Origin of the sequence: Kribbella pratensis, assembly GCF_004366075.1 — a bacterium.
Classification (GTDB): Bacteria; Actinomycetota; Actinomycetes; order Propionibacteriales; family Kribbellaceae; genus Kribbella; species Kribbella pratensis.
The window spans coordinates 386,674-407,733 of record NZ_SODU01000005.1 but is presented as its reverse complement, the minus strand read 5'-3'; the positions used below and the strand labels follow the sequence as shown (position 1 = coordinate 407,733).

The 21,060-nt window shown below is 68.8% G+C and carries 19 protein-coding genes; 9 read left to right on the top strand and 10 right to left on the bottom strand.

Annotated elements, in window-relative coordinates; translation table 11 throughout:
- Positions 1 to 56: 56 nt before the first annotated feature.
- On the bottom strand, positions 57 to 2,810 hold the full coding sequence (locus EV137_RS38645) for an ATP-binding protein (RefSeq protein WP_134133100.1): 2,754 nt from the start codon (positions 2,808 to 2,810) through the stop codon (positions 57 to 59).
- 131 nt (positions 2,811 to 2,941) lie between these two features.
- On the opposite strand from EV137_RS38645, the gene EV137_RS38640 reads away from it, so the two are divergent.
- The 8 genes from EV137_RS38640 to EV137_RS38605 are packed head-to-tail and all read left to right on the top strand — an operon-like array spanning position 2,942 to position 10,879.
- The gene (locus EV137_RS38640; RefSeq protein ID WP_134133099.1) at positions 2,942 to 4,174 is read left to right on the top strand and encodes a hypothetical protein; all 1,233 of its coding nucleotides are present in this window, start codon (positions 2,942 to 2,944) and stop codon (positions 4,172 to 4,174) included.
- Positions 4,171 to 5,370 (top strand): hypothetical protein, encoded by a 1,200-nt coding sequence (locus EV137_RS38635; RefSeq protein ID WP_134133097.1) that lies wholly within the window; start codon positions 4,171 to 4,173, stop codon positions 5,368 to 5,370. Before EV137_RS38640 ends, EV137_RS38635 begins: the two co-directional genes overlap by 4 nt.
- Positions 5,367 to 6,533 carry a hypothetical protein gene (locus EV137_RS38630; protein WP_134010806.1) on the top strand — a complete coding sequence of 389 codons (1,167 nt, stop codon included), beginning with the start codon at positions 5,367 to 5,369 and terminating at the stop codon, positions 6,531 to 6,533. The genes EV137_RS38635 and EV137_RS38630 overlap by 4 nt, the downstream gene beginning before the upstream one ends.
- Positions 6,530 to 7,729, top strand: coding sequence for a hypothetical protein (locus EV137_RS38625; protein WP_134133096.1), 1,200 nt, complete (start codon positions 6,530 to 6,532; stop codon positions 7,727 to 7,729). Before EV137_RS38630 ends, EV137_RS38625 begins: the two co-directional genes overlap by 4 nt.
- Before the next feature lie 12 nt (positions 7,730 to 7,741).
- Positions 7,742 to 9,370, top strand: coding sequence for an ATP-binding SpoIIE family protein phosphatase (locus EV137_RS38620; RefSeq protein ID WP_134133095.1), 1,629 nt, complete (start codon positions 7,742 to 7,744; stop codon positions 9,368 to 9,370).
- Complete coding sequence (locus tag EV137_RS38615; protein ID WP_134133093.1) at positions 9,357 to 9,758, top strand: STAS domain-containing protein; 402 nt, start codon at positions 9,357 to 9,359, stop codon at positions 9,756 to 9,758. Before EV137_RS38620 ends, EV137_RS38615 begins: the two co-directional genes overlap by 14 nt.
- Positions 9,751 to 10,122, top strand: a complete 372-nt coding sequence (locus tag EV137_RS38610) for an STAS domain-containing protein (RefSeq protein WP_134010814.1) — start codon at positions 9,751 to 9,753, stop codon at positions 10,120 to 10,122. Before EV137_RS38615 ends, EV137_RS38610 begins: the two co-directional genes overlap by 8 nt.
- Complete coding sequence (locus EV137_RS38605) at positions 10,115 to 10,879, top strand: hypothetical protein (RefSeq protein WP_134133092.1); 765 nt, start codon at positions 10,115 to 10,117, stop codon at positions 10,877 to 10,879. Before EV137_RS38610 ends, EV137_RS38605 begins: the two co-directional genes overlap by 8 nt.
- Before the next feature lie 25 nt (positions 10,880 to 10,904).
- Here the strand turns inward: EV137_RS38605 and EV137_RS38600 are convergent, their stop codons facing one another.
- Both EV137_RS38600 and EV137_RS38595 read right to left on the bottom strand, forming a co-directional pair.
- Positions 10,905 to 11,861: a hypothetical protein gene (locus EV137_RS38600; RefSeq protein WP_238175851.1), complete on the bottom strand. Its 957-nt coding sequence runs from the start codon at positions 11,859 to 11,861 to the stop codon at positions 10,905 to 10,907.
- 11 nt (positions 11,862 to 11,872) lie between these two features.
- The gene (locus tag EV137_RS38595; RefSeq protein WP_238175850.1) at positions 11,873 to 12,475 is read right to left on the bottom strand and encodes an AMIN-like domain-containing (lipo)protein; all 603 of its coding nucleotides are present in this window, start codon (positions 12,473 to 12,475) and stop codon (positions 11,873 to 11,875) included.
- A gap of 147 nt (positions 12,476 to 12,622) precedes the next feature.
- On the opposite strand from EV137_RS38595, the gene pdxR reads away from it, so the two are divergent.
- Entirely contained in the window at positions 12,623 to 13,990 is a 1,368-nt protein-coding gene (gene pdxR / locus EV137_RS38590; protein WP_134010818.1) for a MocR-like pyridoxine biosynthesis transcription factor PdxR, read from the top strand.
- 12 nt (positions 13,991 to 14,002) lie between these two features.
- Here pdxR and mmuM read toward each other — a convergent pair whose 3' ends face one another.
- The 7 genes from mmuM to EV137_RS38555 all read right to left on the bottom strand — a co-directional run bounded on the left by mmuM (position 14,003) and on the right by EV137_RS38555 (position 20,989).
- A complete protein-coding gene (gene mmuM, locus EV137_RS38585) occupies positions 14,003 to 14,875 on the bottom strand; it encodes a homocysteine S-methyltransferase (RefSeq protein WP_134133090.1) in 873 nt (290 codons plus the stop codon).
- Positions 14,868 to 15,794: an FAD-dependent oxidoreductase gene (locus tag EV137_RS38580; RefSeq protein WP_134133089.1), complete on the bottom strand. Its 927-nt coding sequence runs from the start codon at positions 15,792 to 15,794 to the stop codon at positions 14,868 to 14,870. The genes mmuM and EV137_RS38580 overlap by 8 nt, the downstream gene beginning before the upstream one ends.
- Positions 15,795 to 15,835: 41 nt before the next feature.
- Positions 15,836 to 16,921 carry an esterase-like activity of phytase family protein gene (locus EV137_RS38575; protein WP_134133087.1) on the bottom strand — a complete coding sequence of 362 codons (1,086 nt, stop codon included), beginning with the start codon at positions 16,919 to 16,921 and terminating at the stop codon, positions 15,836 to 15,838.
- A gap of 70 nt (positions 16,922 to 16,991) precedes the next feature.
- The gene (locus tag EV137_RS38570; protein ID WP_134133086.1) at positions 16,992 to 17,816 is read right to left on the bottom strand and encodes a M55 family metallopeptidase; all 825 of its coding nucleotides are present in this window, start codon (positions 17,814 to 17,816) and stop codon (positions 16,992 to 16,994) included.
- Positions 17,817 to 19,139: an enolase C-terminal domain-like protein gene (locus EV137_RS38565; RefSeq protein WP_134133085.1), complete on the bottom strand. Its 1,323-nt coding sequence runs from the start codon at positions 19,137 to 19,139 to the stop codon at positions 17,817 to 17,819.
- The gene (gene kdgD / locus EV137_RS38560) at positions 19,136 to 20,050 is read right to left on the bottom strand and encodes a 5-dehydro-4-deoxyglucarate dehydratase (RefSeq protein ID WP_134133083.1); all 915 of its coding nucleotides are present in this window, start codon (positions 20,048 to 20,050) and stop codon (positions 19,136 to 19,138) included. Before kdgD ends, EV137_RS38565 begins: the two co-directional genes overlap by 4 nt.
- Positions 20,051 to 20,101: 51 nt before the next feature.
- Positions 20,102 to 20,989: a LysR substrate-binding domain-containing protein gene (locus EV137_RS38555; RefSeq protein ID WP_134133082.1), complete on the bottom strand. Its 888-nt coding sequence runs from the start codon at positions 20,987 to 20,989 to the stop codon at positions 20,102 to 20,104.
- Positions 20,990 to 21,060 lie beyond the last annotated feature (71 nt).

The window sequence follows — 21,060 nt, the reverse complement described above, 5'->3', positions numbered from 1 at the left end:
AGAAACTCTGGTCTGAAAGGTTCAACGATCTACGGCGGACAGAAATTCCGGTGCCGTCACCAGCGGACGAGTTTCCAGAGTTCTGGGTGGGGGTCTTGGTCCGTGTCGTGTGAGGCGCCTACCTCGGCGAAGATCGTTACGGCTGACTTCAGGTGGCGCATCGACTTGTCGGGGTGGCCCAGGGCGTGGTGCAGGTCGGCGAGATTGTTGTGCAGCGCGGCCTCCCGGTGCCGGTCGCCTTGCTCGGTACACAAGGCGAGCCCGGTGGTGGCGAGTTCGAGTGCGGGTTCGAGGTCGCCGCGGGCGCGGTGAGCGAGGGCGAGGTTGTTCAGGGCCGCGACGCGACCGGGCAGATCCCCGATCTGCTCGGCGAGGTCACGGCCGGCCTCCAGATGCCGGAAAGCTTCGTCGAACCGGCCGGAAGTGGTCGCGAGCATGCCGAGCATGTTGTGGGCCTGGCCGAGAGCTCGCTGGTCACCCGACTCGATTGCATACGCGAGGGCCTGCTCGGCGAGGTCTGTCGCTCCTGCCGCATCGCCTGCTTCCTGGCGGGTCAGGCTCAGATCGGCCGTGACACCGGCGAACGCGGCGGGCTGGTCGGGTGGCAGGACGTCCAAGGCCGCACGGAAGTGTGCCTCGGCGAGGGCCCAGTCGCCCCGCCGGTGACACAGACGTCCGAGCCGATGTTCGATCCCCGGCAGGTCACCCGGAGCTGCCTCTGCGGCTGCCAGTTCGTAGCTACGCATCGCGGCCGTGTAATCCCCGGCGAGTGTCTCGAGGTCGCCGATCGAAGCGTGCAGCGCCGACGGCTGCTCGTGTCCGAGCGCCAGCGCGGCGTGGAAGTGTTCGAGAGCTTCGGCGTTGGCATAGACCTGCCTGGCCTGCTCGGCGGCGCCGGCGTAGACGCGGGCGGCCTCCTGGTCCTGGCCGGCGAGCTCGAGGTGCCGGGCAATGGCCGCGTCAGGACCGCGTACGGCGCGCGCCGCTCGGGCATGGAGCAGCCGGCGCCGCGCGAGACCGGTGTCGGCGGAGACCAGTCTGCGGAGCTGGTCGTGGACGAAGTCGTACTCGAGCGGGCCCTCGTGGATCAGCCCACGACGTACCAGCTCCTCCAGCGCGGCGACGGTCTCCTCGTCGGAGCGCCCGCTGACGGTACGGACGGTGTCGACGTCGAACGATCGTCCTAGCACCGCGGCGGCGGTCAGAACCTGCCGGCCGGTTTCGCCGACAGTGTCGATCCTCGCGCGCAGCAGGTCGTTGACGCCGGACGGGACCGGCCAGTTCTCGTCCGAACCGGTCTTCAGAGCGTCGAGATACTCGACCACCAACAACGGCACGCCTTCGGTTTCGGCGTACAAACGGCGTGACAACTCACGGTCCAGCTCAGGATGTGCGGCAGCAAGCAGGTCTTCGATCGCGTCGACCCCTAGCCGATCGAGCCGTCGTACGGAGGCAACGCCCCGTGCGGCCGCCGCGACGATGCTGCCGGGCGGACGGTCCGCGGGGGTTCGCCAGGTGAGCACGATGAGCAGCCGGCGGCCGGCGAGACGCCGTACGCCGTACCTCAGCAGCACCAGGGACGCCTCGTCGAGCCATTGCGCGTTGTCGATGTGGATCACGCCCGGGACCGTCCCCGCGACAGCGCCCGCGAGGGTGTCCCACGCACCGGCCAGGAACCTGGTTTCGGCGCCCGGACTCTGTGCGTCGACCCTCGATCGGGTCTCGGTGAGCTCGGGCAACAACCGCGACGCCTCGGCGAGTGCCTGAGCCGGTACGTCGGCGATCCATCGGCTGTCCTCGTGCAGGCGGGCGCGCAGTGCGTCGAGCAGCGGCGCGTAGGCCAGCGTCGCCTCGTCCTCGTACGCGCGCCCGGCCAGGACGGCCGCACCGTTCTTGCGCAGGTCGAGGACCAGTTCCTCGACCAAGCGGGTCTTGCCGATGCCGGCCTCGCCCTCGACGACGACCAGCCGGCCGTCGTGATCGATCGCGTCGTAGAGCGCACGCAGCGCGCGCAGATCCTGATCACGTCCGACGAACGGCGTCCGTGCTGTCTCAGGCTCCTCCGGCGTCGAGGCAGAGGTCGCGGTGGGCGGCGGACCGACGAAGGCGCCGGCGTTGATTGCCTCGTAGAGCTCGGTGGTCTCTGGGAGCGGCGAGACACCGAGCTCGCGCGAGAGGGTGCGAAGGCACTGGCGGTACTGGAGGATTGCGGCGGCGCGATCCCCGGTGCGGGCGTACAGCCGGATGACCTCGCGGTGTGCCGGCTCGTGCAACGGGTCGAGCGACACCCAGCGGCGAGCGTGATCGAGGGCGGCCGGCAGGTGGCCGCCCTGTTCCTCGTCGGCGGCCAGCCGGGCGAGCGCGGCCGTCAGCTCGCGGCGCAGCTCGTCGGCCTGGTTCCGGGACCAGTCCTCGAAGTCGGGTGCGTCCCGCAGACCGAAGCCCTCGAGGAAATCGCCCCGGAACACGTTGACGGCCGCAGCGAGATCGTCATCGGCCAGCAGGGCCCGGAACCGGTCGACATCGACGGTCAACCCAGCCGATTTCACCAGGCGTACGTGGTCGCGGGTGGTCTCCAAGAGCTCAGGACCGATCGCGGCCCGCAGCGTGGACAGGGTCCGCCGCAGCGCACCGCGGGCCCGTTCGACGTCGCTGTCCGGCCACAGCAGGTCGACCAGTGCGTCACGGGGCCGCGGCCGGTCCGCCATCGCCAGATGGGCGAGCAGAGCCATCGCCTTGCGGGTGTCGAACCCGACGAGCGTGCCCGCCCGCTCGACCCGCGGCGGCCCCAACAGACTGACCTCGATCACCGCATCCCACCCCCGGCGCCGGCTGCGCAGGCACCGCGCACCGAAACCGTAACGATTCTTGCACGGTCGAGCGCGAACCTGTCGTCACCTGACGGATCAGGAGTTCCATGCCTGCAGGGGGAGGGGGACACGTGACGGACCGAGTGCGTGCAGCTGCCCGGTTGGCCTGGCCGGCATGGGCGGCATGGGCGTTGTGGGGTCTGTGCGTCATGCTCACCGCAGTCGCGCTTGTACTCTTCGTCATCAACGGCGATACCAGACCGGCGGACTCCTACGGCTCTCTGGATGCCGTCATCGATATCGGCGTCCTGGGGTTCCCAACGGTCGGCGCGGCGATTGTCGCCAGGCAAGGGGACAACGCGATCGGTTGGCTGCTCCTGGCAACCGGTCTGGGGAACGCGGTCTCGCAGGCCCTGCTCGAGTACGGCGCGTACTCCCTGCTTCGCGCACCGGGCACAGGGCCCGGCGGAGCCTGGGCAGGCCTCGTGGCCGATGCCGTCATCTGGCCCTCCGTCGCGGGCACTTCGATCCTGATGTTCGCGCTCTTCCCGACCGGACACGTGCCGTCGCGGAGATGGCGGTGGCTCGTGTGGGCGGTGGCGGTCGACGTAGCTGCCTACGTTGCCGGGACCCTCCTCGATCCGAGGGAACTGCACTACTTCCCAACGGTCCCGAATCCGTTTCCTGCAACGAGCCCTGTGATGGCGGCGGTCGGGCGAGTCGCCGCACCTGCCCTCGGTTTCGGGCTCCTTCTCGGGATGGCTGCACTGGCGCTTCGCTTCCGGCGAGCACGAGGGGTGGAGCGGCTGCAGATCTCCTGGATGTTCTACATCGCGGCCATGCTGTTCGTCTCCATTCCGATCACGACCGCGTTGTCGTCCGTCAACTTCCAGATCGGTGACATCCCGGTGGACGAGCTCTTCTACGCGGGCTTGCTGATGACCGTCCCGCTGGCCATTGGCATGGCGATCCTGCGGTACCACCTGTACGACATCGACGTGGTGATCAACCGGACGCTGGTGTACGGCGCTCTGTCCGTGACCCTGGCCGCGGCGTACGTCGGTAGCGTCTTGTTGCTGCAGTTGGTCTTGAGCCCTGTGACGCGGGGGTCGGGCGTCGCGGTCGCGGTCTCGACACTCCTGGTGGCCGGGCTGTTCCGCCCGGTGCGGTCGCGGATCCAGGCCGTGGTGGACAGGCGGTTCTTCCGGCGCCGGTACGACGCCGCTCGCACCCTGGAGGCGTTCGGCACGCGGCTGCGCGACCAACTGGATGTCGACGCGCTCGGCAACGACCTGCAAGCTGTGATCGCCGACGCCATGCAACCGACCCACGTGTCGTTGTGGGTGCGGGGGTCCGGCCGATGAGCGCCCGCGCCGCCCGCCTGCTCGCGTGGAGCCTGTTCGGGCTCTTCGTGGTGTTGGCCGCGGCGACTCCGGTGCTTGTTGCGATTCGCAACGGCCATGCATCGGATTCGCTGGTCGCGCTGGGGATCGGTTTCGCGTTCGTCGGTGCGTTGGTCGCGTCGCGGCAACCCGCGAACGCGGTCGGCTGGCTGCTTCTCACCGCTGCTGTTGCCCTCGGCCTCGATACGTGCACGACCGTCTACGCGAGTCGGTCGTCATCGCCCGGCGCGCAATGGGCGGGGTGGCTCAACAGTTGGTTGCTGTTCGTGTGGCTCTATGTCCCGGCCCTGTTCCTCGTCCTGGTGTTCCCGGCCGGACGGCTGCTGTCCCGCCGGTGGCGGACTGTCGTCTGGCTCGGCATGGGTGCTGTCACGGCCGACATCGTCGGAACCGCCTTCGCGCCGGGCGTCCTCGAGATCCCCGCGGACCAGCCGATCCGAAATCCGCTCGGCATCGCAGGACCCGTTGGCGACGCGCTCTCCTGGCTGTCCGGCGCCGGCGAGCTGCTGGCGGCCGGCACGTTGGTGCTCGGTGGGTTGTCCGTCTTCCTGCGCCTGCGCCGAGCGCACGGCCGGGAGCGTCAGCAGGTCACCTGGTTCGCCTACATCTGCATCATGGCGCTCGTCCCGTTCGTCGTACTCGCGCTCGTCAGCCTGGTCGTGGGCGATGACGTCGCGCCCTGGCTGAACGTGGTGCAGGTGATCGCCTGGTGGTCGCTGGTCGCCCTCCTGCTCATCGGCCTGCCGGCCGCGATCGGCATCGCGATCCTGCGGCACAGGTTGTACGACATCGACATCGTCATCAACCGGACGCTCGTGTACGCCACGCTCACGCTGACCCTCGGTACGGCGTACCTCGGCAGCGTCCTGCTCCTGCAACTGGCGCTGGACCCGCTGACCCAAGGGTCGGATCTCGCCGTGGCGATGTCGACACTCGCGGTGGCGGCGTTGTTCCGCCCGGCCCGGCGCCGGATCCAGCTGCTCGTGGACCGGCGCTTCTTCCGGCGCAAGTACGACGCCGCGCGCACCCTGCAGGCGTTCGGTTCCAGGCTGCGCGACCAACTGGATGTCGATGCGCTGGGCAACGACCTTTCGGACGTGGTGCGGGAGACCGTACAGCCCACCCACGTGACGCTGTGGTTGCGAGGCTCGCGATGAAACGGTGGATTCCGATCGGTCTGATCTGGTTGCTCGCGGTCGGTGTCCCGGTGGTCGGCGTCGTGAACGAGATCACCACCAGCGGTGGATTTCCGACGTCCGCCGGTTGGTTGGTGTTCGTCCTGGCGTTCGTGTCGGTCGGTGCGCTGATCGTCTCGCAGCGTCCCCGCCATCCGATCGGCTGGTTCCTGCTCCTGGCCGGGGTCAGCTCGGTGCTGGTGGGAGCCGCCGGCTTCGTGGCCGGGCAACTCGACAGGTTAGGACTGGACCGGTTGGTCCCCGTGGTCGGTTGGTTCTCGACCTGGGGCTGGATGCCGGTCTGGCTGCCACCCACCTTCGGGCTGCTGCTCTTTCCGACCGGCCGACTGCCGTCCAGGCGCTGGCGTCCGGTCGCCTGGCTCGCCATCGGCGGCTTCGTGGTACTGCTGGTCAGAGCCGCGTTTGCGCCGGGGCCGATGGAGGACACCGGACGGGACAACCCGCTCGGGATCGACGTCGGCATCGATGTGTGGGCTCCGTTGACCGCGGTGGGAACGATCGCGCTGCTGACAGCGGTCGCACTGTCGGTCCTTTCGCTCGTGGTCCGTTATCGGGGCGCACGCACGGTCGAGCGGCAGCAGATCAAGTGGCTCCTGTACGCCGCCCTGCTGCTCGTCACCGGTCTCTGCGCACTGGTCGGGTTGGACATCGTGGTCGGTGACGACGGTGCCTACTCGGCCCTGATCCCGTCGGTCGCGCTCGCCACCGTCCCAGTCGCAACCGGGATCGCGATCTTGCGGCACCGGCTGTTCGACATCGACGTCGTGGTCAACCGGACCCTGGTCTACGGCGGGCTGACAGTCTCATTGGGTACGGCGTACGTCGGCATCGTCTTGCTGTTGCAGCTGGTACTGCGCCCGCTGACCGAGGAATCCGGCCTGGCGGTGGCTGTGTCGACCCTTGCGGTCGCGGCGTTGTTCCGGCCGGTCCGGTCGCGGATCCAGGCCGTCGTGGATCGGCGCTTCTTCCGGCGCAGGTACGACGCGGCCCGGACGCTGGCGGCGTTCGGCGTCCGGCTGCGCGACGAACTGGACGTCGATGCCTTGGGCCACGACTTGCAAGCCGTGGTGCGCGACACCATGCAGCCGGCCCACCTGTCGCTGTGGCTGCGGAGTCCCCGATGAGTGCCCGTGCCGTACCTGTCATGGCCTGGTTGCTGGCCGGTGCGGCAGTGGCTCTGACTGCGACCTCCGCCGGCCTGGCTGCGGCCGCCGGAACGCTCGACGTCGGCTGGGGAAGCCTGGGCATCGTGATGGTGCTGGTCTTCTGCACGGTCGGAGTGATGATCGCGACCCGTCACCGGCGCAACCCGATCGGCTGGATCTTCTGCGCCTCCGCTGTGGCGAACGGCCTGGGTGGACTGGCCAGCGGGTACGCCGACTACCGGCAGGTCGGATCGAGTTCCGCCGGATCCCTCGCCGAGGCAGCGGCCTCGTACGCGACCGTGTCATGGATCCCGGTGGTCCTCGTGCCCGTGGCGTATCTGCCGCTGCTCTTCCCTGACGGCCGGCTCCCGTCCCGTCGCTGGCGACCCGTGGCCTGGTCCGCCGCGCTCGGAATCACGGCCGCGTTCCTGACGTCGGCTACACAGCCGGGCGCGCTCGAGGACTATCCCGGCTTGGCGAACCCGTACGCGATCGACAACGTCGTACGGACGACAGGCGAGGGCCTGTCCGCGCTGGTGGTGCTGTGCGCCCTCGTCGCCTCGCCGCTGGCGCTGATCCTGCGATTTCGCAGAGCGGGTTACGAGCAACGCCAGCAGATCAAGTGGTTGGTCTGGGCTGGGGCACTCGCGGCCGCCGCGATCGCGATCGGCACCGCCGGCTACGACCTGCTGACACCCGCGGTCGCGAACGTCGCGATCATGCTCAGCGTTCTCGGCCTGCCTGTTGCCACGGGCATCGGTATCCTGCGCCATCGCCTGTACGACATCGACGTGGTGATCAACCGCACCATCGTGTACGGCGTCCTCACCGTCACGTTGGCCGCGGGCTATCTGGGCAGTGTGCTCGTGTTGCAGCTCGTGCTGCGTCCGGTGACGCACGGCTCGGGACCCGCTGTCGCGGTGTCGACCCTGGCGGTGGCGGGGTTGTTCCGGCCGGTGCGGTCGCGGATCCAGGCCGTGGTCGACCGGCGGTTCTTCCGGCGCCGGTACGACGCCGTACGCACGCTCGAGGAATTCGGCGTACGGCTCCGGGAGCAACTGGACCTGGATGCGCTGGGCGTCGACCTGCGCGACGTGGTGAACGACACCATGCAACCCGCTCACGTGACGTTGTGGCTGCGTGACCGTAACGATTCCCGGACGCCGGGTCCGTAGAAAGGGCTTGTGATGGTCGTATTGAGCAGCACTCTCCGCCGCTTCCGCAGGCGAACCGCCGCGGACGCCGGTCAGGCCGCGCCCGAGCAGCGCCCGCAACCCGCCGCGGTGGACGAGGCGACGCCGGTCGACATCGCACCCAATGATCCGCTGCTGGCCTACCTGCAGAGCGCGAGCGGCGCAGTCGACGTAGAGACCCTCGAACTCGACTCACCGGCCTTGGCGGAGCTCAAGGCGGCAGGCGTGAAGCTCGCCGTACCGCTGGTGAGTCAGGGCGAGCTGATCGGCGTACTGAACCTCGGGCCGCGCCGCTCCGAGCAGGAGTACTCCAGTGACGACCGTCGGCTGCTCGACAATCTCGCCGCGCAGGCCGCGCCTGCCCTGCGGGTCGGCCAACTGGTCCGCCAGCAACAGGCCGAGGCCCGGACCCGCCAGCGCTTCGAGCAGGAACTCGAGGTCGCCCGGCTGATCCAGCAGAACTTCCTGCCCAAGCAGTTGCCCGAGCTGCCCGGCTGGCAGGTCGCGGCCTGCTACCAGCCGGCCCGGGAAGTGGGCGGTGACTTCTACGACGTGATCCCGCTGGCCGATGAGCAGGTCGGCTTCGTGATCGGTGACGTCACCGACAAGGGCGTACCGGCCGCGCTGGTGATGGCTGCCACCCGGAGCGTGCTGCGCGCCTCCGCGCAGCGACTGATCGAGCCCGGCCAGGTGCTCGAGCGGGTCAACGAGCACCTCTGCCCGGACATGCCGGCGAAGATGTTCGTCACCTGCCTGTACGGCGTTCTCGATCCGGCGACCGGCCGTTTCCGGTTCGCGAACGCCGGTCACGATCTGCCGTACGTCAAGACCGCCGAAGGCTCGGTCGAGTTGCGCGCCCGCGGCATGCCACTGGGGCTGATGACCGGGATGTCCTACGAGGAGCACGAAACGCTGCTCGCCCCCGGCGACTCGCTGCTGCTGCACTCCGACGGCATCGTGGAAGCGCACGATCCGCAGGGACAGATGTTCGGATTCCCGCGCCTCAAGGAGTTGGTGGCGCGCTACCCGGGTGGGGGCGAGCTGATCGACCTCGTACTGGCCGATCTGCACGCGCACACCGGACCCGGTGCCGAGCAGGAGGACGACATCACGATGGTCGTCCTGCAACGGGAGCCGGCTCAGCGCTCCAACGGCCGGGTCACTCCGAAGATGCTCGCCGAGTTCGATGTGCCGAGCGTCGAGGGCAACGAGCGGCTGGCACTCGAACGGGTTTCCGGCCTCGTCGCTCCGCTCGGCCTCCCCGCCGCCCGGCTGCGCCGCCTCGAGACCGCGGTCGCCGAGGCCACGATGAACGCGATGGAGCACGGCAACTCCTACCGCGCCGACTGCCCGGTGACCGTTCGCGTGTACGGCGAGCCGAGTCAGGTCCGCGTCGAGGTCGCCGACCGCGGGGGCGCCCGGCCCGCCCCCGGTGAGACCGAGGTACCGGACCTGGAGGCCAAGCTCGCGGGGCTGCAGCGGCCGCGTGGGTGGGGGCTGTTCCTGATCAAGAACATGGTCGACGAAGCGCGGGAGACCACCGTCGGAGAACGCCACATCGTCGAGCTCGTCATGCACCTGGAACCGGTGCGGGAGGAAGGAGACGACGATGGCGACTCGTGAAGCGCTCGCCCACGTCCGGCTGCGGGACGGCGTGGCGGTCATCGAACTGGTCGGTGACCTGAACGCCGCGGCCGAGCCGGCCCTGGACGAAGCCTGGACCGCCGCGACGCGCGAGCGACCCGATGCCGTGGTGCTCAGCTTCGAGAACAGCGGCTACATCAACTCGACAGGTATCGCGCTCGTGGTCGGCCTGCTCGCGAGCGCACGGGCCCACCGGATCCCGATCCGGGCGTACGGGCTCAGCGACCACTACCGGGAGATCTTCGAGATCACCCGGCTGGCCGACTTCATGGCGATCGAGGACGACGAGGACCAAGCGATACACGGGGCGATACACGGGGCGATACACGGGGACGCACAGGGCGCGGGAGGGGACGGAAATGGCTGAGGCAACAGCGACATTCGACGTAAGGCGGCACGGGTCCGCCGGGGTTCTCGACATCCGGGGAGATGTCACAGCGGGTTCGGAGGACGTCCTGATGAAGGCGTACGAGAGCGCCGGGGAGGTGACGGCGGTGGTCCTCAACTTCGCCGGGCTCTCGTACATGAACAGCGGCGGCATCGGTCTGCTGGTCACCTTGCTGGTGCGCGCCAAGCGGCGTTCGCAACGGCTCCTGGCGTACGGGCTGTCCGAGCACTACCGCCAGATCTTCGAGCTGACCCGCCTCGACGAGGCGATCGGCATTCACGACACCGAGCAGGACGCGTTGGCCGCGGCCGGCGTGGCCCGGAGGGGTGAACACCATGAGTAGCAACGACGAGCGGCCCACCGCGGCGAACCGCGACGCGGCCAACTGGGCCAAGATGGTCTCGCGGCTGAAGGTCGCACAGGTACCGGACGGTGCCGTGAACCTCAACGTCGACGGCCGGCAGCTCGCGAGCCCGATCCAGGGGTTCGGGAAGATGTGGCAGAAGACGTACCTGGTGCGGCTGCCGGGGGAGCGGATCGCACCGGCCGAAGTGATCGCCACCTGGCGTCGGCAGTTCGGTGATTTCTGGCCGTCGGGGAATCACTTCTACGGACCGCTCACCGGCATCGAGCCTGGTGACGTCGCGCTCCTCAACCTGCGGATGCCCGGCGGCAGCAAGCTGTCGACCGGTGTGATGGTGCTGTACGCCGACGAGGAGTCGTTCACGCTGATGACGCCGCAGGGGCACATGTTCGCGGGCTGGATCACGTTCAGCGCGGCGCAGCAGGGCGACGAGACCGTCGTACAGACACAAGTTCTGATGCGTGCTTCGGATCCCGTCTTCGAGCTGGCGCTGACGATGGGAGGCCACGGTCAGGAAGACCGGTTCTGGGGCGAGACGCTCGGGAACGTCGCGGCGCACTTCGGCTGTCCGGAGGCGGTCGTCGACACAAAGGTCGTCTGCGTGGACAAGCGGCGCCAATGGTCGAGATGGCGCAACGTGTGGCACTCGTCGGCGATCCGCTCCGCGATCTACATGGCCGAAGCCCCCATCCGCGGCGCCCAGAACCTCACCCACCGCAGACACCCCGCTTCCTGACCGCTTCGGAACTTTCTGGCGGCGGCTACTCTCCGAAGAGCCAGTCGTCGTAGCGGGGGATCCAGCGGAAGTTCACCGGATCGTCGAAGGTGATCGGGACCTTGCCGCGGCCTTGGATGACAGTGGCCGGCCCGTTGGCGTGACCAACGGCGTACAGGTAGCCGGCCTTGGTGTCCTTGTCGATGCCGAGCAGGAGCGTGCCGTTCTGACCACACGGCTGGACGAGCATCGTTTCGAATCCTTGCCAGGTCGATCCGCGGACGAGCTTCACGACCGGCTTCATCGGCGAGGTCGTCGGGATGTGGATGGTGTAGAGCGCTCCGCTGCGGGTGTTGGCGAGGAACGTGTCGTAGGTCCGGGTCTTGCTGATCAGGGCCATCGACTTCACCGCGGCGAATCCCGGGTACGACGTCTTGGTGCGCCAGGCACCGGTGCGGTCGAAGGTCCAGCGGAAGAGCGTGCCGTCGTTGCGGAGTCCGTAAGCGTTCATCCGCCAGAAGTCACCGGTCGGCGACCGGTACTCGGCCCGTTCGAACCCGGTGAAGCTGCTCCAGCCGCCACCGACCCGCGAGAGGCCGGCGTTGACGATCTCGCCGTTCGCGGCCTTGTAGCCGCTGCCGTACAGCGCATCGCCCATGACGACGAAGCCGCTGACGTCGAGGCCGTCGTAGCCGTCGTCGGTGCCGATCATCGAGCTGCTCAGCCGGACCAGTCCGTCGGGGTACACATCGTGTGCCACGAGCTCGCCGGCGCCCGCTGTGGGCGGCACGGTCGCGCTGACGTGACGTGCCAGGTGGTCACCGCCGGCCGTCAGTGAACCGAGTGAGACCAGGCAGGACGCAGACGCCGTGGTAGAAGTCGCTCGCGCATGTGAGCCGGCCGTTGAGGCGGTCGCCGGGACAGCGACCGCTCCCGCCGGTACTGCGGCGACCGCGAGGACTGCGAGTGCTGTGCGAAGTCGGAACGTGCGAAGTGTTCTCATGGCGTCGCCCCTCACCAGCTGTGGGCGACGTCGACGACGACCCGGCTCGTCGTACCTGGACCGGTGAGTGTGAAGACGCGGAACGGGAGTCGGGCGCGGACGCCGAGTCCGATCGTTGTCTCACCCTCGAAGCTGCCTGCGCTGACGACCTGCCGGAACGTCCGGTAGCCGGCCACGTCGGTGAGCTCGTCGTAGTTCGCCGGGTTGTAGGTGTAGTGGTTGGTTTCGTCGTAGGACTGTGCCAGCAGGACGATCGCGAGCTTGGCGCCACCGCGGACCGGAACGAGCTTGCCCTCGCCGACGGTGAAGATGTCCTTCACGTACTCCACCCGGAACCAGGACGGCTTGCCGTCGATGTCGAACACGATCCGGTCGAAACACGCGTGCTGTCCGGTCCGGACGTCGGTCAGGTGACCCAAGCCCTGGAACGTACTTGCCTCAGGCAACGAGCCCCAGCCGGTCGCGCAGGCGGCAGCGGTGGTGACGGCTGAGGCCTTGGACGGGCCGGCGAACGCCGGTACAGCGACCGCTCCCGCCGGTACTGCGGCGATTGCGAGCACCGCGAGTGCGGTGCGGATCGGTCTGCGGATGTCGATGGTCGGAATACATTTCACGATGCCCCCCTAAGGACACTCTGTTAGATGCACCCGGCAGACCGGAAGTTGCACATCGGCCCACCGGCCCTCGTATACAAGCGTTGGATTCATGTCGCGGGCCAGGATCGGGTCCTCCGCCCGCCGGCCGGGATAAGGTCCAGTTCTATGGAGGACGGAGGCGCGGACCTGCATCTCGAGTTGACGGCGGCCCGGGGGCGGGGAGACCTGGTGCGGGCGTTGCACGAGTCGATCCGGAGCGGACGGCTGGCGGCGGGGACCCGGTTGCCGTCGTCGCGGTCCCTGGCTCGCGATCTCGGCATCGCGCGGAACACGGTGGCCGATGCCTACGGGCAGCTCGTGGCCGAGGGGTGGCTGACGGCGCGGCAAGGGTCCGGGACAGTGGTTGCGAGCAGGGCCGCCGTACCGCCGTCGCCGGTCGTTTCGTTGCCCGAGGCCCGGAGTTTTCGGTACGACCTGACGCCGGGATCGCCGGATGTGGCGACGTTCCCGCGGACCGAGTGGCTGGCCGCGGCGCGGAAGGCGCTGACCGCGGCGCCGAACGAGGCGTTCGGCCTGGGGGATCCGCGCGGCCGGATCGAGTTGCGGCGAGTGCTGGCGGACTACCTGGCCAGGGCGCGCGGGGTGCGGGCCGATCCGGAGCGGATCCTGATCTGCTCGGGGTACGTGCAGGCGCTGAGTCTGCTGAGCGAGGCGATCAAGGCGCTCGGCGGTACGACGATCGCGGTCGAGGAGTTCGGGTACGGGCTGCATCGGGACGTGATCCGGGCGCGCGGGCTGGACGTGGCCGCCGTACCGGTCGACGAGTTGGGTGCGCAGACGGCCGGGCTGACCGGGCAGGGCGTGCTGCTCACGCCGGCGCACCAGATGCCGACCGGCGTGCCGCTCGCACCGGAGCGCCGTACCGCTGCCGTCGAGTGGGCGCGGGAGTCGGGGGCAGTGCTGCTCGAGGACGACTACGACGGCGAGTTCCGGTACGACCGGCAGGCGGTCGGGGCGTTGCAGGCGCTTGATCCGGAGCGGGTCGTCTACACGGGTACGGCGAGCAAGAGTCTCGCGCCGGGGCTGCGGCTCGCATGGATGGTGCTGCCGCAGCGGTTGATCGAGCCGGTGGTCGCGGCGAAGCGGACGGCGGACTTCCAGACCGCGACCCTCGAACAGCTCGTCCTCGCGGAATTCATTGCCTCCGGCCACTACGACCGTCATGTACGGCGGTCTCGCCTGCACTACCGTCGTCGCCGCGACCGCCTGGTGGAGCTGCTCGCGGTCCGCGCACCCACGGTCGAGGTCGCCGGCATCTCAGCCGGCCTGCACGTCCTCCTCGACGTTCCTGGCGACGCCGAAGACATGGTCACCCGAGCCGCCCGCCAGGGCCTCGGCCTCGCGACCCTCACGACGTACCACTTCAACCCCACCCCAGCCACCCGCCAGGCAGTGATCGTCGGCTACGGCACCCCGCCCGACCACGCCTACCCCGGAGCCCTGGACCTCCTCTGCCAGGTCCTAGGCGTCTAGGTCCTCGCTGGATCACCAGACAGGACCTAACCGGCCGACGAGCGCCCGGATGTCGTCCGGGCCTACTCGGCAGCAGCCTCCGACGTACGTCGCTCCCGCCTCGACCCAGCCGGATGCGAAGGTTGCCGGTCCCTCGCCGTTGCCGACCCACTTGCGAGCGATCGCGTCCCAGGACTCGCCGTGGTTGGGGTAGGCGATCGCGGGCTTGCCAGATACCGCGACTGCTGTCTGCACCGCGGCCCGGACGTCGGTGGGCCGGCAGCAGTTGATGCCTACCGCAACAATTTGAGGGATGGCGGGGATCGCGAAGGCTTCCGTGAGTCGTTGGCCGGCGCGGGTGTGGTCGCCCTCGATCGAGTACGAGAACCACGCGGGGAAGTCGAGTTCGCGCAGTAACTCGACCAGGACCTCGGCCTCGTCCGTGTCGGGGATCGTTTCGACGGCGAGCAGGTCAGGCCCCGCGTTGGCGAGGAGTTCGAGGCGCGGACCGTGGAAGTCGCGGAGAACTTGTGAGCTCACGCCGTACCGGCCGCGGTACTCCGAGCCGTCGGCGAGCATCGCGCCGTACGGACCGACGGACGCGGCCACCAGCCGTCCGGGGAACTCGTCGCGGACCTCAAGCGCGACGCGGACGCTGCTTGTGATCAGGTGCTCGGCCTCGGCGCGTTCGACACCGGCGCGTTCGAAGCCGACCACGCTGGCCTGGTAGCTCGCCGTGGTGGCGACCATCGCGCCGGCCTCGTAGTACGCGCGGTGTACGGCGGCGATCTCCGACGGAGCGTCGCGCAGCAAGCGGGCGGACCAGAGTGCGTCGGACAGGTCGTGGCCGCGGTCCTCCAGGGCGTTCGACAGGCCGCCGTCCAGGATGACCGGATGGTCAGACACTTCGGACCAGTTCGAAGACCTCGTCCGCGCAGCCCCAGGAGAGCGTGACACCGGAGCCGCCGTGGCCGTAGCAGTGGATGATCGGCTCGCCGGAGCGGGTACGCACGAGCTCGCACCGGATCGCGGGTCGCGCAGGCCGCAGCCCGACGCGCTGACGGATGATTTTCGCCTTGCGTAGTTGGGGAACCAGTTCAGCCGCCCGCTCCATGATCTCCGCGGTGGTCTTGGGATCGACGGCCAGGTTCCAGTCGCCCGGCTGGCTGGTGCCGCCGACGACCACGTCGTTCTGCCGCGGGATCACGTAGGTCAGCTCGTCCGGTGAACGGTCCGCGACCAGCCAATCGGTCAGTCCGCACGGTTCAACCGTCAGCACCTGTCCACGAACCGGCGTGACGGTCGGATCGCTCGCGGTCAGCCGCGCGCCCAGCCCGGTGCAGTTCACCACGAGATCGGCCTCGGTCGGCAGCGCGGACAACGCCGCGCGCGTCAGCGTCCCGCCCGCGGCCTCGAGGCGTTTCACCAACGCAGGCAGGTACGCCGGCATGTCGATCACCGGCGACGTGAAGGCCCACCCGTCCACGAACCCGGCCGGCGGCGACGCGACCCGCGTGAGATCAGGGAGTACGTCGGCCCACCGCGGATCCGGTTTCCGCTCCACGAGGAACTCGCGCCCGTGCCGCAGTTGCACCGACGGCTCGATCTCCGCCAGCTTCGCGAACTCTTCGTACGTCGCCCGCGACCAGCCGGCCACCCGGTCCTCCGGCGCCGACAGATACGGGTACCAGATCGCGGCCGCCACGGACGAGGTCGTCTCCAACGGCAGATCGCGGGCGAACACCGCCACGTCGTACCCGCCCTCGGCGAGCCGGATGGCACAGCTCAGCCCGATCACGCCCGCACCCACCACGATCACGCGCATTCCCACAGTCTTACCTACACACGGTGATCACGCCAGGCGCGCTAGTGCAGGTCGACGGCCAGCGAGTAGAAGCGGGTGATCTGGGTGGCGCCGTTGTTGTCGTCCGACATCAGGTACAGCTGCCGCCGTCCGCCCGGCAGGTATCCGCCGAGCGCGAGCGCCTCGACGTTGTCCAGCAACGGGTTCGGCTGCGGCTGCTTCGCGACCGCACCCGACGGCGGGCAGTCCACGAGGTCGAACAGCAGCTTCTTCTGCAGAAACACCGACTCGGGCGCATCCGCCAGCGAGGCCTGAGCAGTTACGTCGGCCGCGTGCCGCAGCGACACCGTGAACACGCGGATCGTGTTCCCGACGCCCGGCGTGTACGTCCGCTCCATCGACACCAGTTCGGTCGGGCTCGCCGACGCGAGCTCGACGAGCGCAAGTCCCGGATCCGGCTTGTAGGCGTACTGCGCGACCGGCCGGTACTCGTGTCCAGGCAGGCCGAAGTACCGGATGATGCGGTTCCGCGTGCGGTTGTCGGCGTCGGTCCCGTCCGAGGCGAGCGGGCCCTCCATCCCGGCGTACAGTGACAGACCGTCACGGCTGACCGCCAGCGACTCGAACGTCGCGTTGCTGGTCGCCTCACCGGCCGGCGCGACCTGGAAGCGGGCCGGCACCGGCAGCTGACCGATCTGCTTGCCGTCCGACAGCCGGAAGCGCCGGATCGACGGCTCCCGCTCCGACGTCGCCAGAATGGTCTGGTTGCCCCGCTCGACAACGAGCCCTTCGCCGTCGAAGTCGCCGCCGTTGTACGGCGTACCGTCCGGACGCCGGAGGATCGTCATCCCGTCGACCTGCACCGAGGTCGGCTCGCTGTTCACCTTCAGGTCGAACACGCGGGCCGGCGTGGTCGCGACGTTGTCGACGAGCGCGACCGCGCTGTGCGGCCCGGTCACGTTGAGTGCCGACAGCCCGGCCACCGGCTGTCCGCCGTACGTCGTCTTGTCGAGCGCATCGCTGAAGCCGAGGAGCGTTGCGTCCGGCGAACACGCACCGCCCCGCTGGACAGAAGTCGCGGACGCGGTGAGCGTCGTGGTGAGGGCGGTCAGGACGACTGCTGCGGCCAGCGGCTGGTGCCAACGCATTCCGGACTCCTTAGGGGTGTCGACAGCTGCGATCAAAACCTATCCTGCGCAACGGCAGTTGAACCCACGGTTACTCGCTGACGCCGCGACTCAGCAGGACGGTCGCGATGAAGGTTCGGTACAACTGCAGCGGGTCATCATTGTGCAAGGCAACGACCTTCTCCTCGCGCCGCTGGACGCCGCGCAGTTCACAGGCCAGCTCGGCGAACGCGCCGTTGTGGAAGCGAACGGTCAGCTCGGCGGGCAGCGGGATGCTCGGCAACCGGATGTCGCTCAGCCGGGCGAGTGCGCGGCGGGCACCGTCGTGGATCAGCTCCCGGGCCCGTTCCGGATGCACCGACAGGGCAGCGTTGTGCGACACCGAGTCCTTCACGACGACCGATTCGATCTCCGGACAGAACGCCTGTGCCTCGTCGATCGTCACCCGGTCACCCGAGATCAGTACGACGGGAACGCCGTACGCCAGCGCTACTAGGGCGTTGATCCCGGCCTCACCGGTGATCGCGCCGTTCAGCCGGACCTCGGCGATCGCCCGCGGGTTGTACGTGTGATGCAGCACCGACGACGTCGACCCTGCCGAACCGTGGTACGAGACGAAGAACGCGGCGTCGAACGAGTCGTCGAGGCCCTGCATCATGTACAGCGGCTTGTGCTTCCCGGACAGGTAGCTCGCGCGCCCGTGCAGTTCGTCCGGGCGCAGGTTCTGCATCGTCGAGTGCGAGTCGTTCACCAGGAACTCGGTCCCGCCCGCAGCCAGTGCGCCGTCGATCGCGGCGTTCACCTCGGCCTGCAGTTGGCCCCGGTAGTACTCGTACTCCGGTCCCGGTCCGCGACACTGGCTCCAGTCGACGACCCCCGCCGTACCCTCCATGTCTGTCGACAAGAAGATCTTCATCTACCGCACCATACAAGGCCGTTTCGGGTCGAACTCCCAGTCCTCGATCAGGTACTGCATCGCGATGGCGTCGTTGCGCGCCCCGAGGCCGTGCTTCAGGTACAGCTCGTGCGCGGCCGCCAGCGCGTCGCGGTCGAGTTCGACCCCGAGCCCCGGTCGCGTCGGTACGGCGATCTCGCCGCCGGCGATCTGCAGCGGCTCCTTGGTCAGGGCCTGCCCGTCCTGCCAGATCCAGTGCGTGTCGAGCGCGGTGATGTCACCCGGCGCGGCCGCGCCCACGTGCGTGAACATCGCCAGCGAGATGTCGAAGTGGTTGTTGGAGTGCGAACCCCAGGTCAGCCCGAAGTCGTGACACAGCTGCGCGACCCGCACCGATCCGGCCATCGTCCAGAAGTGCGGATCCGCCAACGGGATGTCGACCGCGTCCGTCCGGATCGCGTGCGCGAGCTCGCGCCAGTCGGTCGCGATCATGTTGGTCGCCGTCCGCAGACCGGTCTGCCGCTTGAACTCGGCCATCGTCTCGCGCCCGGAGAACCCGGACTCGGCGCCGCACGGATCCTCGACATACGCCAGTACGTCGTCCAGACCCGAGCAGACCGCGACCGCCTCGCGGACCAGCCACGCGCCGTTCGGGTCGACCGTGATGCGCGCCGCGGGGAACCGCTCGTGCAGCGCCCGGACCGTGTCCACCTCGACATGCGGATCGAACACGCCACCTTTGAGCTTGAAGTCCGCAAACCCGTACCGCTCCTGCGCCGCCACAGCCAGCTCGACCACCGCCTCAGCCGTCAGAGCCGGCCTCCGCCTGAGCTCGAGCCACCCATCCGCACCACCCTCGTCTATCCGGTAGGGCAGGTCTGTTAGCGCAACATCTCCTACATAGAACAGGTATCCCAGCACCGGGACCGCGGCACGCTGCTGCCCGTCACCAAGCAATTCAGCGACAGGTACGCCGAGATGCTGTCCAAGGAGATCGAGCAGCGCCGACTCGAGCCCGGTCACGGCATGCACCGTCGTCCGGAGGTCGTAGGTCTGCAGCCCGCGCCCACCACTGTCACGACCTGCGAAGGTGGTGGAGATGGTCTGAAGGAGGTGACGGTATCGACCGAGCGACTGGTCGACGAGGAGCGGCGCAGCGTCCCGGATCGTGCTGGCGATCCGCTCGCCGCCGGGGACCTCGCCGAGGCCGGTGTTGCCCGAGCTGTCGGTGACGATCACGACGTTCCGGGTGAAGAATGGCCCGTGCGCCCCGCTCAGATTCAGCAGCATGCTGTCGTACCCGGCAACCGGCACGACCTCCACCGAGGTGACGGTAGGCGTCATTTCACCTTTCCGATCAACTCCGCGAGCTGTGCGAGTTCCTCGTCGCTGAGATCCTGCAACGGCGGCCGGACCGGCCCAGCGCTGCGCCCGATCACGTTGACACCGGCCTTCACGATCGAAACGGCGTACCCCTTGGTCCGATCGCGGATGTCCAGGTAGGGAATCACGAACTCCCGGAGCTTCTGGTAGACCGAATCGCGGTCCTGGGCGATCACGTCGGCGTAGAAGCCGAGGGCGAACTCCGGCACGAAGTTGAAGATCGCCGACGAGTACGTGCTGTACCCGAGCTGCAGCAACGGCAGCGCGAACGTCTCCGCCGTCGGCAGCCCGCCGACGTACGTGAGCCGCTCGCCGACCCGTGCGTACGTCCGCGTCATCTGCTCGACGTTCCCGACGCCGTCCTTGAGGCACACGAAATTCGGGTTCTTGTCCGCGAGCTCCGCGACCGTCACGTCATCGAGGATCGCGTTCGCCCGGCTGTAGACCGTCACCCCGAGGCCCGTACTGCGGCACACCGCCGACACATGCTCGATCAAACCACGCTGACCCGCCTCGGTCAGGTACGGCGGGAACAGCAGCACCCCGTCCGCACCGGCCGCCTCCGCCGCCTGGGCGCCCGCCACCGCGGACGCGGTTCCACCGGTCGCCGGCGCGATCACCGGGACCCGCCCGTTCACCTCGGAAACAGCGGTCCGTACGACGGTGTCGATCTCCACCGGCGTCAGCGAGAAGCCCTCGCCGGTCCCGCCCGCGGCGAACAGGCCTGCGACGTCGAACTGGCTCAGCCAGGACAAGTGCTCGCGGTACCCGGCCTCGTTGAAGCTGAGGTCCGCGTGGAAGTGCGTCACGGGAAACGAGAGCAGGCCGGTTTTGAGCTGCGCGGCGAGTTCAGTGGGGGAGTAGTGGGTCACGCCGTCAGCGTAGGAACGTCGGTGGATACCTGTCCAAGATCGATTTTGGATCTAATGATGCTCTGGGAGCATCGTGAGCACGCGCTGCAGGACCGGGCTGGTCGCGTCCCGCCGCCAGATCGCGTGCAACTCGACCGCCTCGACAGGTCCGCCCGGTCCGTCCAGGTCGCAGTACGTCACGCCCTCGACGCCGAGGTGCCGGGCCGACGCCGGTACGAGCGCGACCCCGCGACCGGCGGCGACCAGCAGGATCACCGTGAGGATCTGTTGCACCCGCTGCTCGATCCGCGGATGCGACTCGGCGAGGAACCGGACGGTCAACTCGTGGAAGTACCGCGCCTGGGTCGGCGAGTAGCTGATCACCTGCTCCCCGCTGAAGTCCGCCGACGTCAACGGCCGGCCGAGCGCGGCGAGCCGATGGTTGCCGGGGACAACAGCGCACAACGGCTCGCGGACCACGATCCGGGAGTCCAGTACGCCGGAGTCGAACGGCGGCCGCCCGAGCCCGAGATCCAGCTCGCCGCGCAGCAGCCCGTCGATCTGCGCGGGCGTGACCCGCTCGTGCAGGATCACGTCGACGTCCGGCAGTTCCTCGGACAGCCGGCGCAGCAGCGGCCCGAGCGTCCGGATCGCCGACGTGGCCGTGAACCCGAGCCGCAGCGTTCCCGCGGCGCCCTGGTCCACCCGGCGCGCGAGATCGCCCGCGGTCTCGACCAGCGCGAGCAGCCGGCGTGCCTCGGTGAGGAACGCCTGCCCGGCCTCGGTCAGCTCGACCTTGCGGTTGTCGCGCTCGAGCAGCCGCGCGCCGACGGCCCGCTCGAGCTTCTGCACCTGGCGGCTCAACGGCGGCTGAGTCATGTTCAGCCGCTCGGCGGCGCGACCGAAGTGCAGCTCCTCGGCGACGGCGACGAACGCGCTCAGCTGGTCGAGCGAAAACATGATGCAGGAAAGGTATCACTCGATGCCACATCGGCCTTGGACACGCATGATCCACCCTTCTTACGCTCACG

Bases quoted from the DNA above. Each gene is read 5' to 3' on its own strand.
- EV137_RS38630 (WP_134010806.1), top strand. From the start codon at position 5,367: ATGAAACGGTGGATTCCGATCGGTCTGATCTGGTTGCTCGCGGTCGGT.
- EV137_RS38600 (WP_238175851.1), bottom strand. From the start codon at position 11,861: ATGAGAACACTTCGCACGTTCCGACTTCGCACAGCACTCGCAGTCCTC.
- EV137_RS38625 (WP_134133096.1), top strand. From the start codon at position 6,530: ATGAGTGCCCGTGCCGTACCTGTCATGGCCTGGTTGCTGGCCGGTGCG.
- EV137_RS38620 (WP_134133095.1), top strand. From the start codon at position 7,742: ATGGTCGTATTGAGCAGCACTCTCCGCCGCTTCCGCAGGCGAACCGCC.
- EV137_RS38575 (WP_134133087.1), bottom strand. From the start codon at position 16,921: ATGCGTTGGCACCAGCCGCTGGCCGCAGCAGTCGTCCTGACCGCCCTC.
- EV137_RS38635 (WP_134133097.1), top strand. From the start codon at position 4,171: ATGAGCGCCCGCGCCGCCCGCCTGCTCGCGTGGAGCCTGTTCGGGCTC.
- EV137_RS38580 (WP_134133089.1), bottom strand. From the start codon at position 15,794: ATGCGCGTGATCGTGGTGGGTGCGGGCGTGATCGGGCTGAGCTGTGCC.
- EV137_RS38610 (WP_134010814.1), top strand. From the start codon at position 9,751: ATGGCTGAGGCAACAGCGACATTCGACGTAAGGCGGCACGGGTCCGCC.
- EV137_RS38555 (WP_134133082.1), bottom strand. From the start codon at position 20,989: ATGTTTTCGCTCGACCAGCTGAGCGCGTTCGTCGCCGTCGCCGAGGAG.
- EV137_RS38605 (WP_134133092.1), top strand. From the start codon at position 10,115: ATGAGTAGCAACGACGAGCGGCCCACCGCGGCGAACCGCGACGCGGCC.
- EV137_RS38565 (WP_134133085.1), bottom strand. From the start codon at position 19,139: ATGACGCCTACCGTCACCTCGGTGGAGGTCGTGCCGGTTGCCGGGTAC.
- EV137_RS38615 (WP_134133093.1), top strand. From the start codon at position 9,357: ATGGCGACTCGTGAAGCGCTCGCCCACGTCCGGCTGCGGGACGGCGTG.
- EV137_RS38570 (WP_134133086.1), bottom strand. From the start codon at position 17,816: ATGAAGATCTTCTTGTCGACAGACATGGAGGGTACGGCGGGGGTCGTC.
- pdxR (WP_134010818.1), top strand. From the start codon at position 12,623: ATGGAGGACGGAGGCGCGGACCTGCATCTCGAGTTGACGGCGGCCCGG.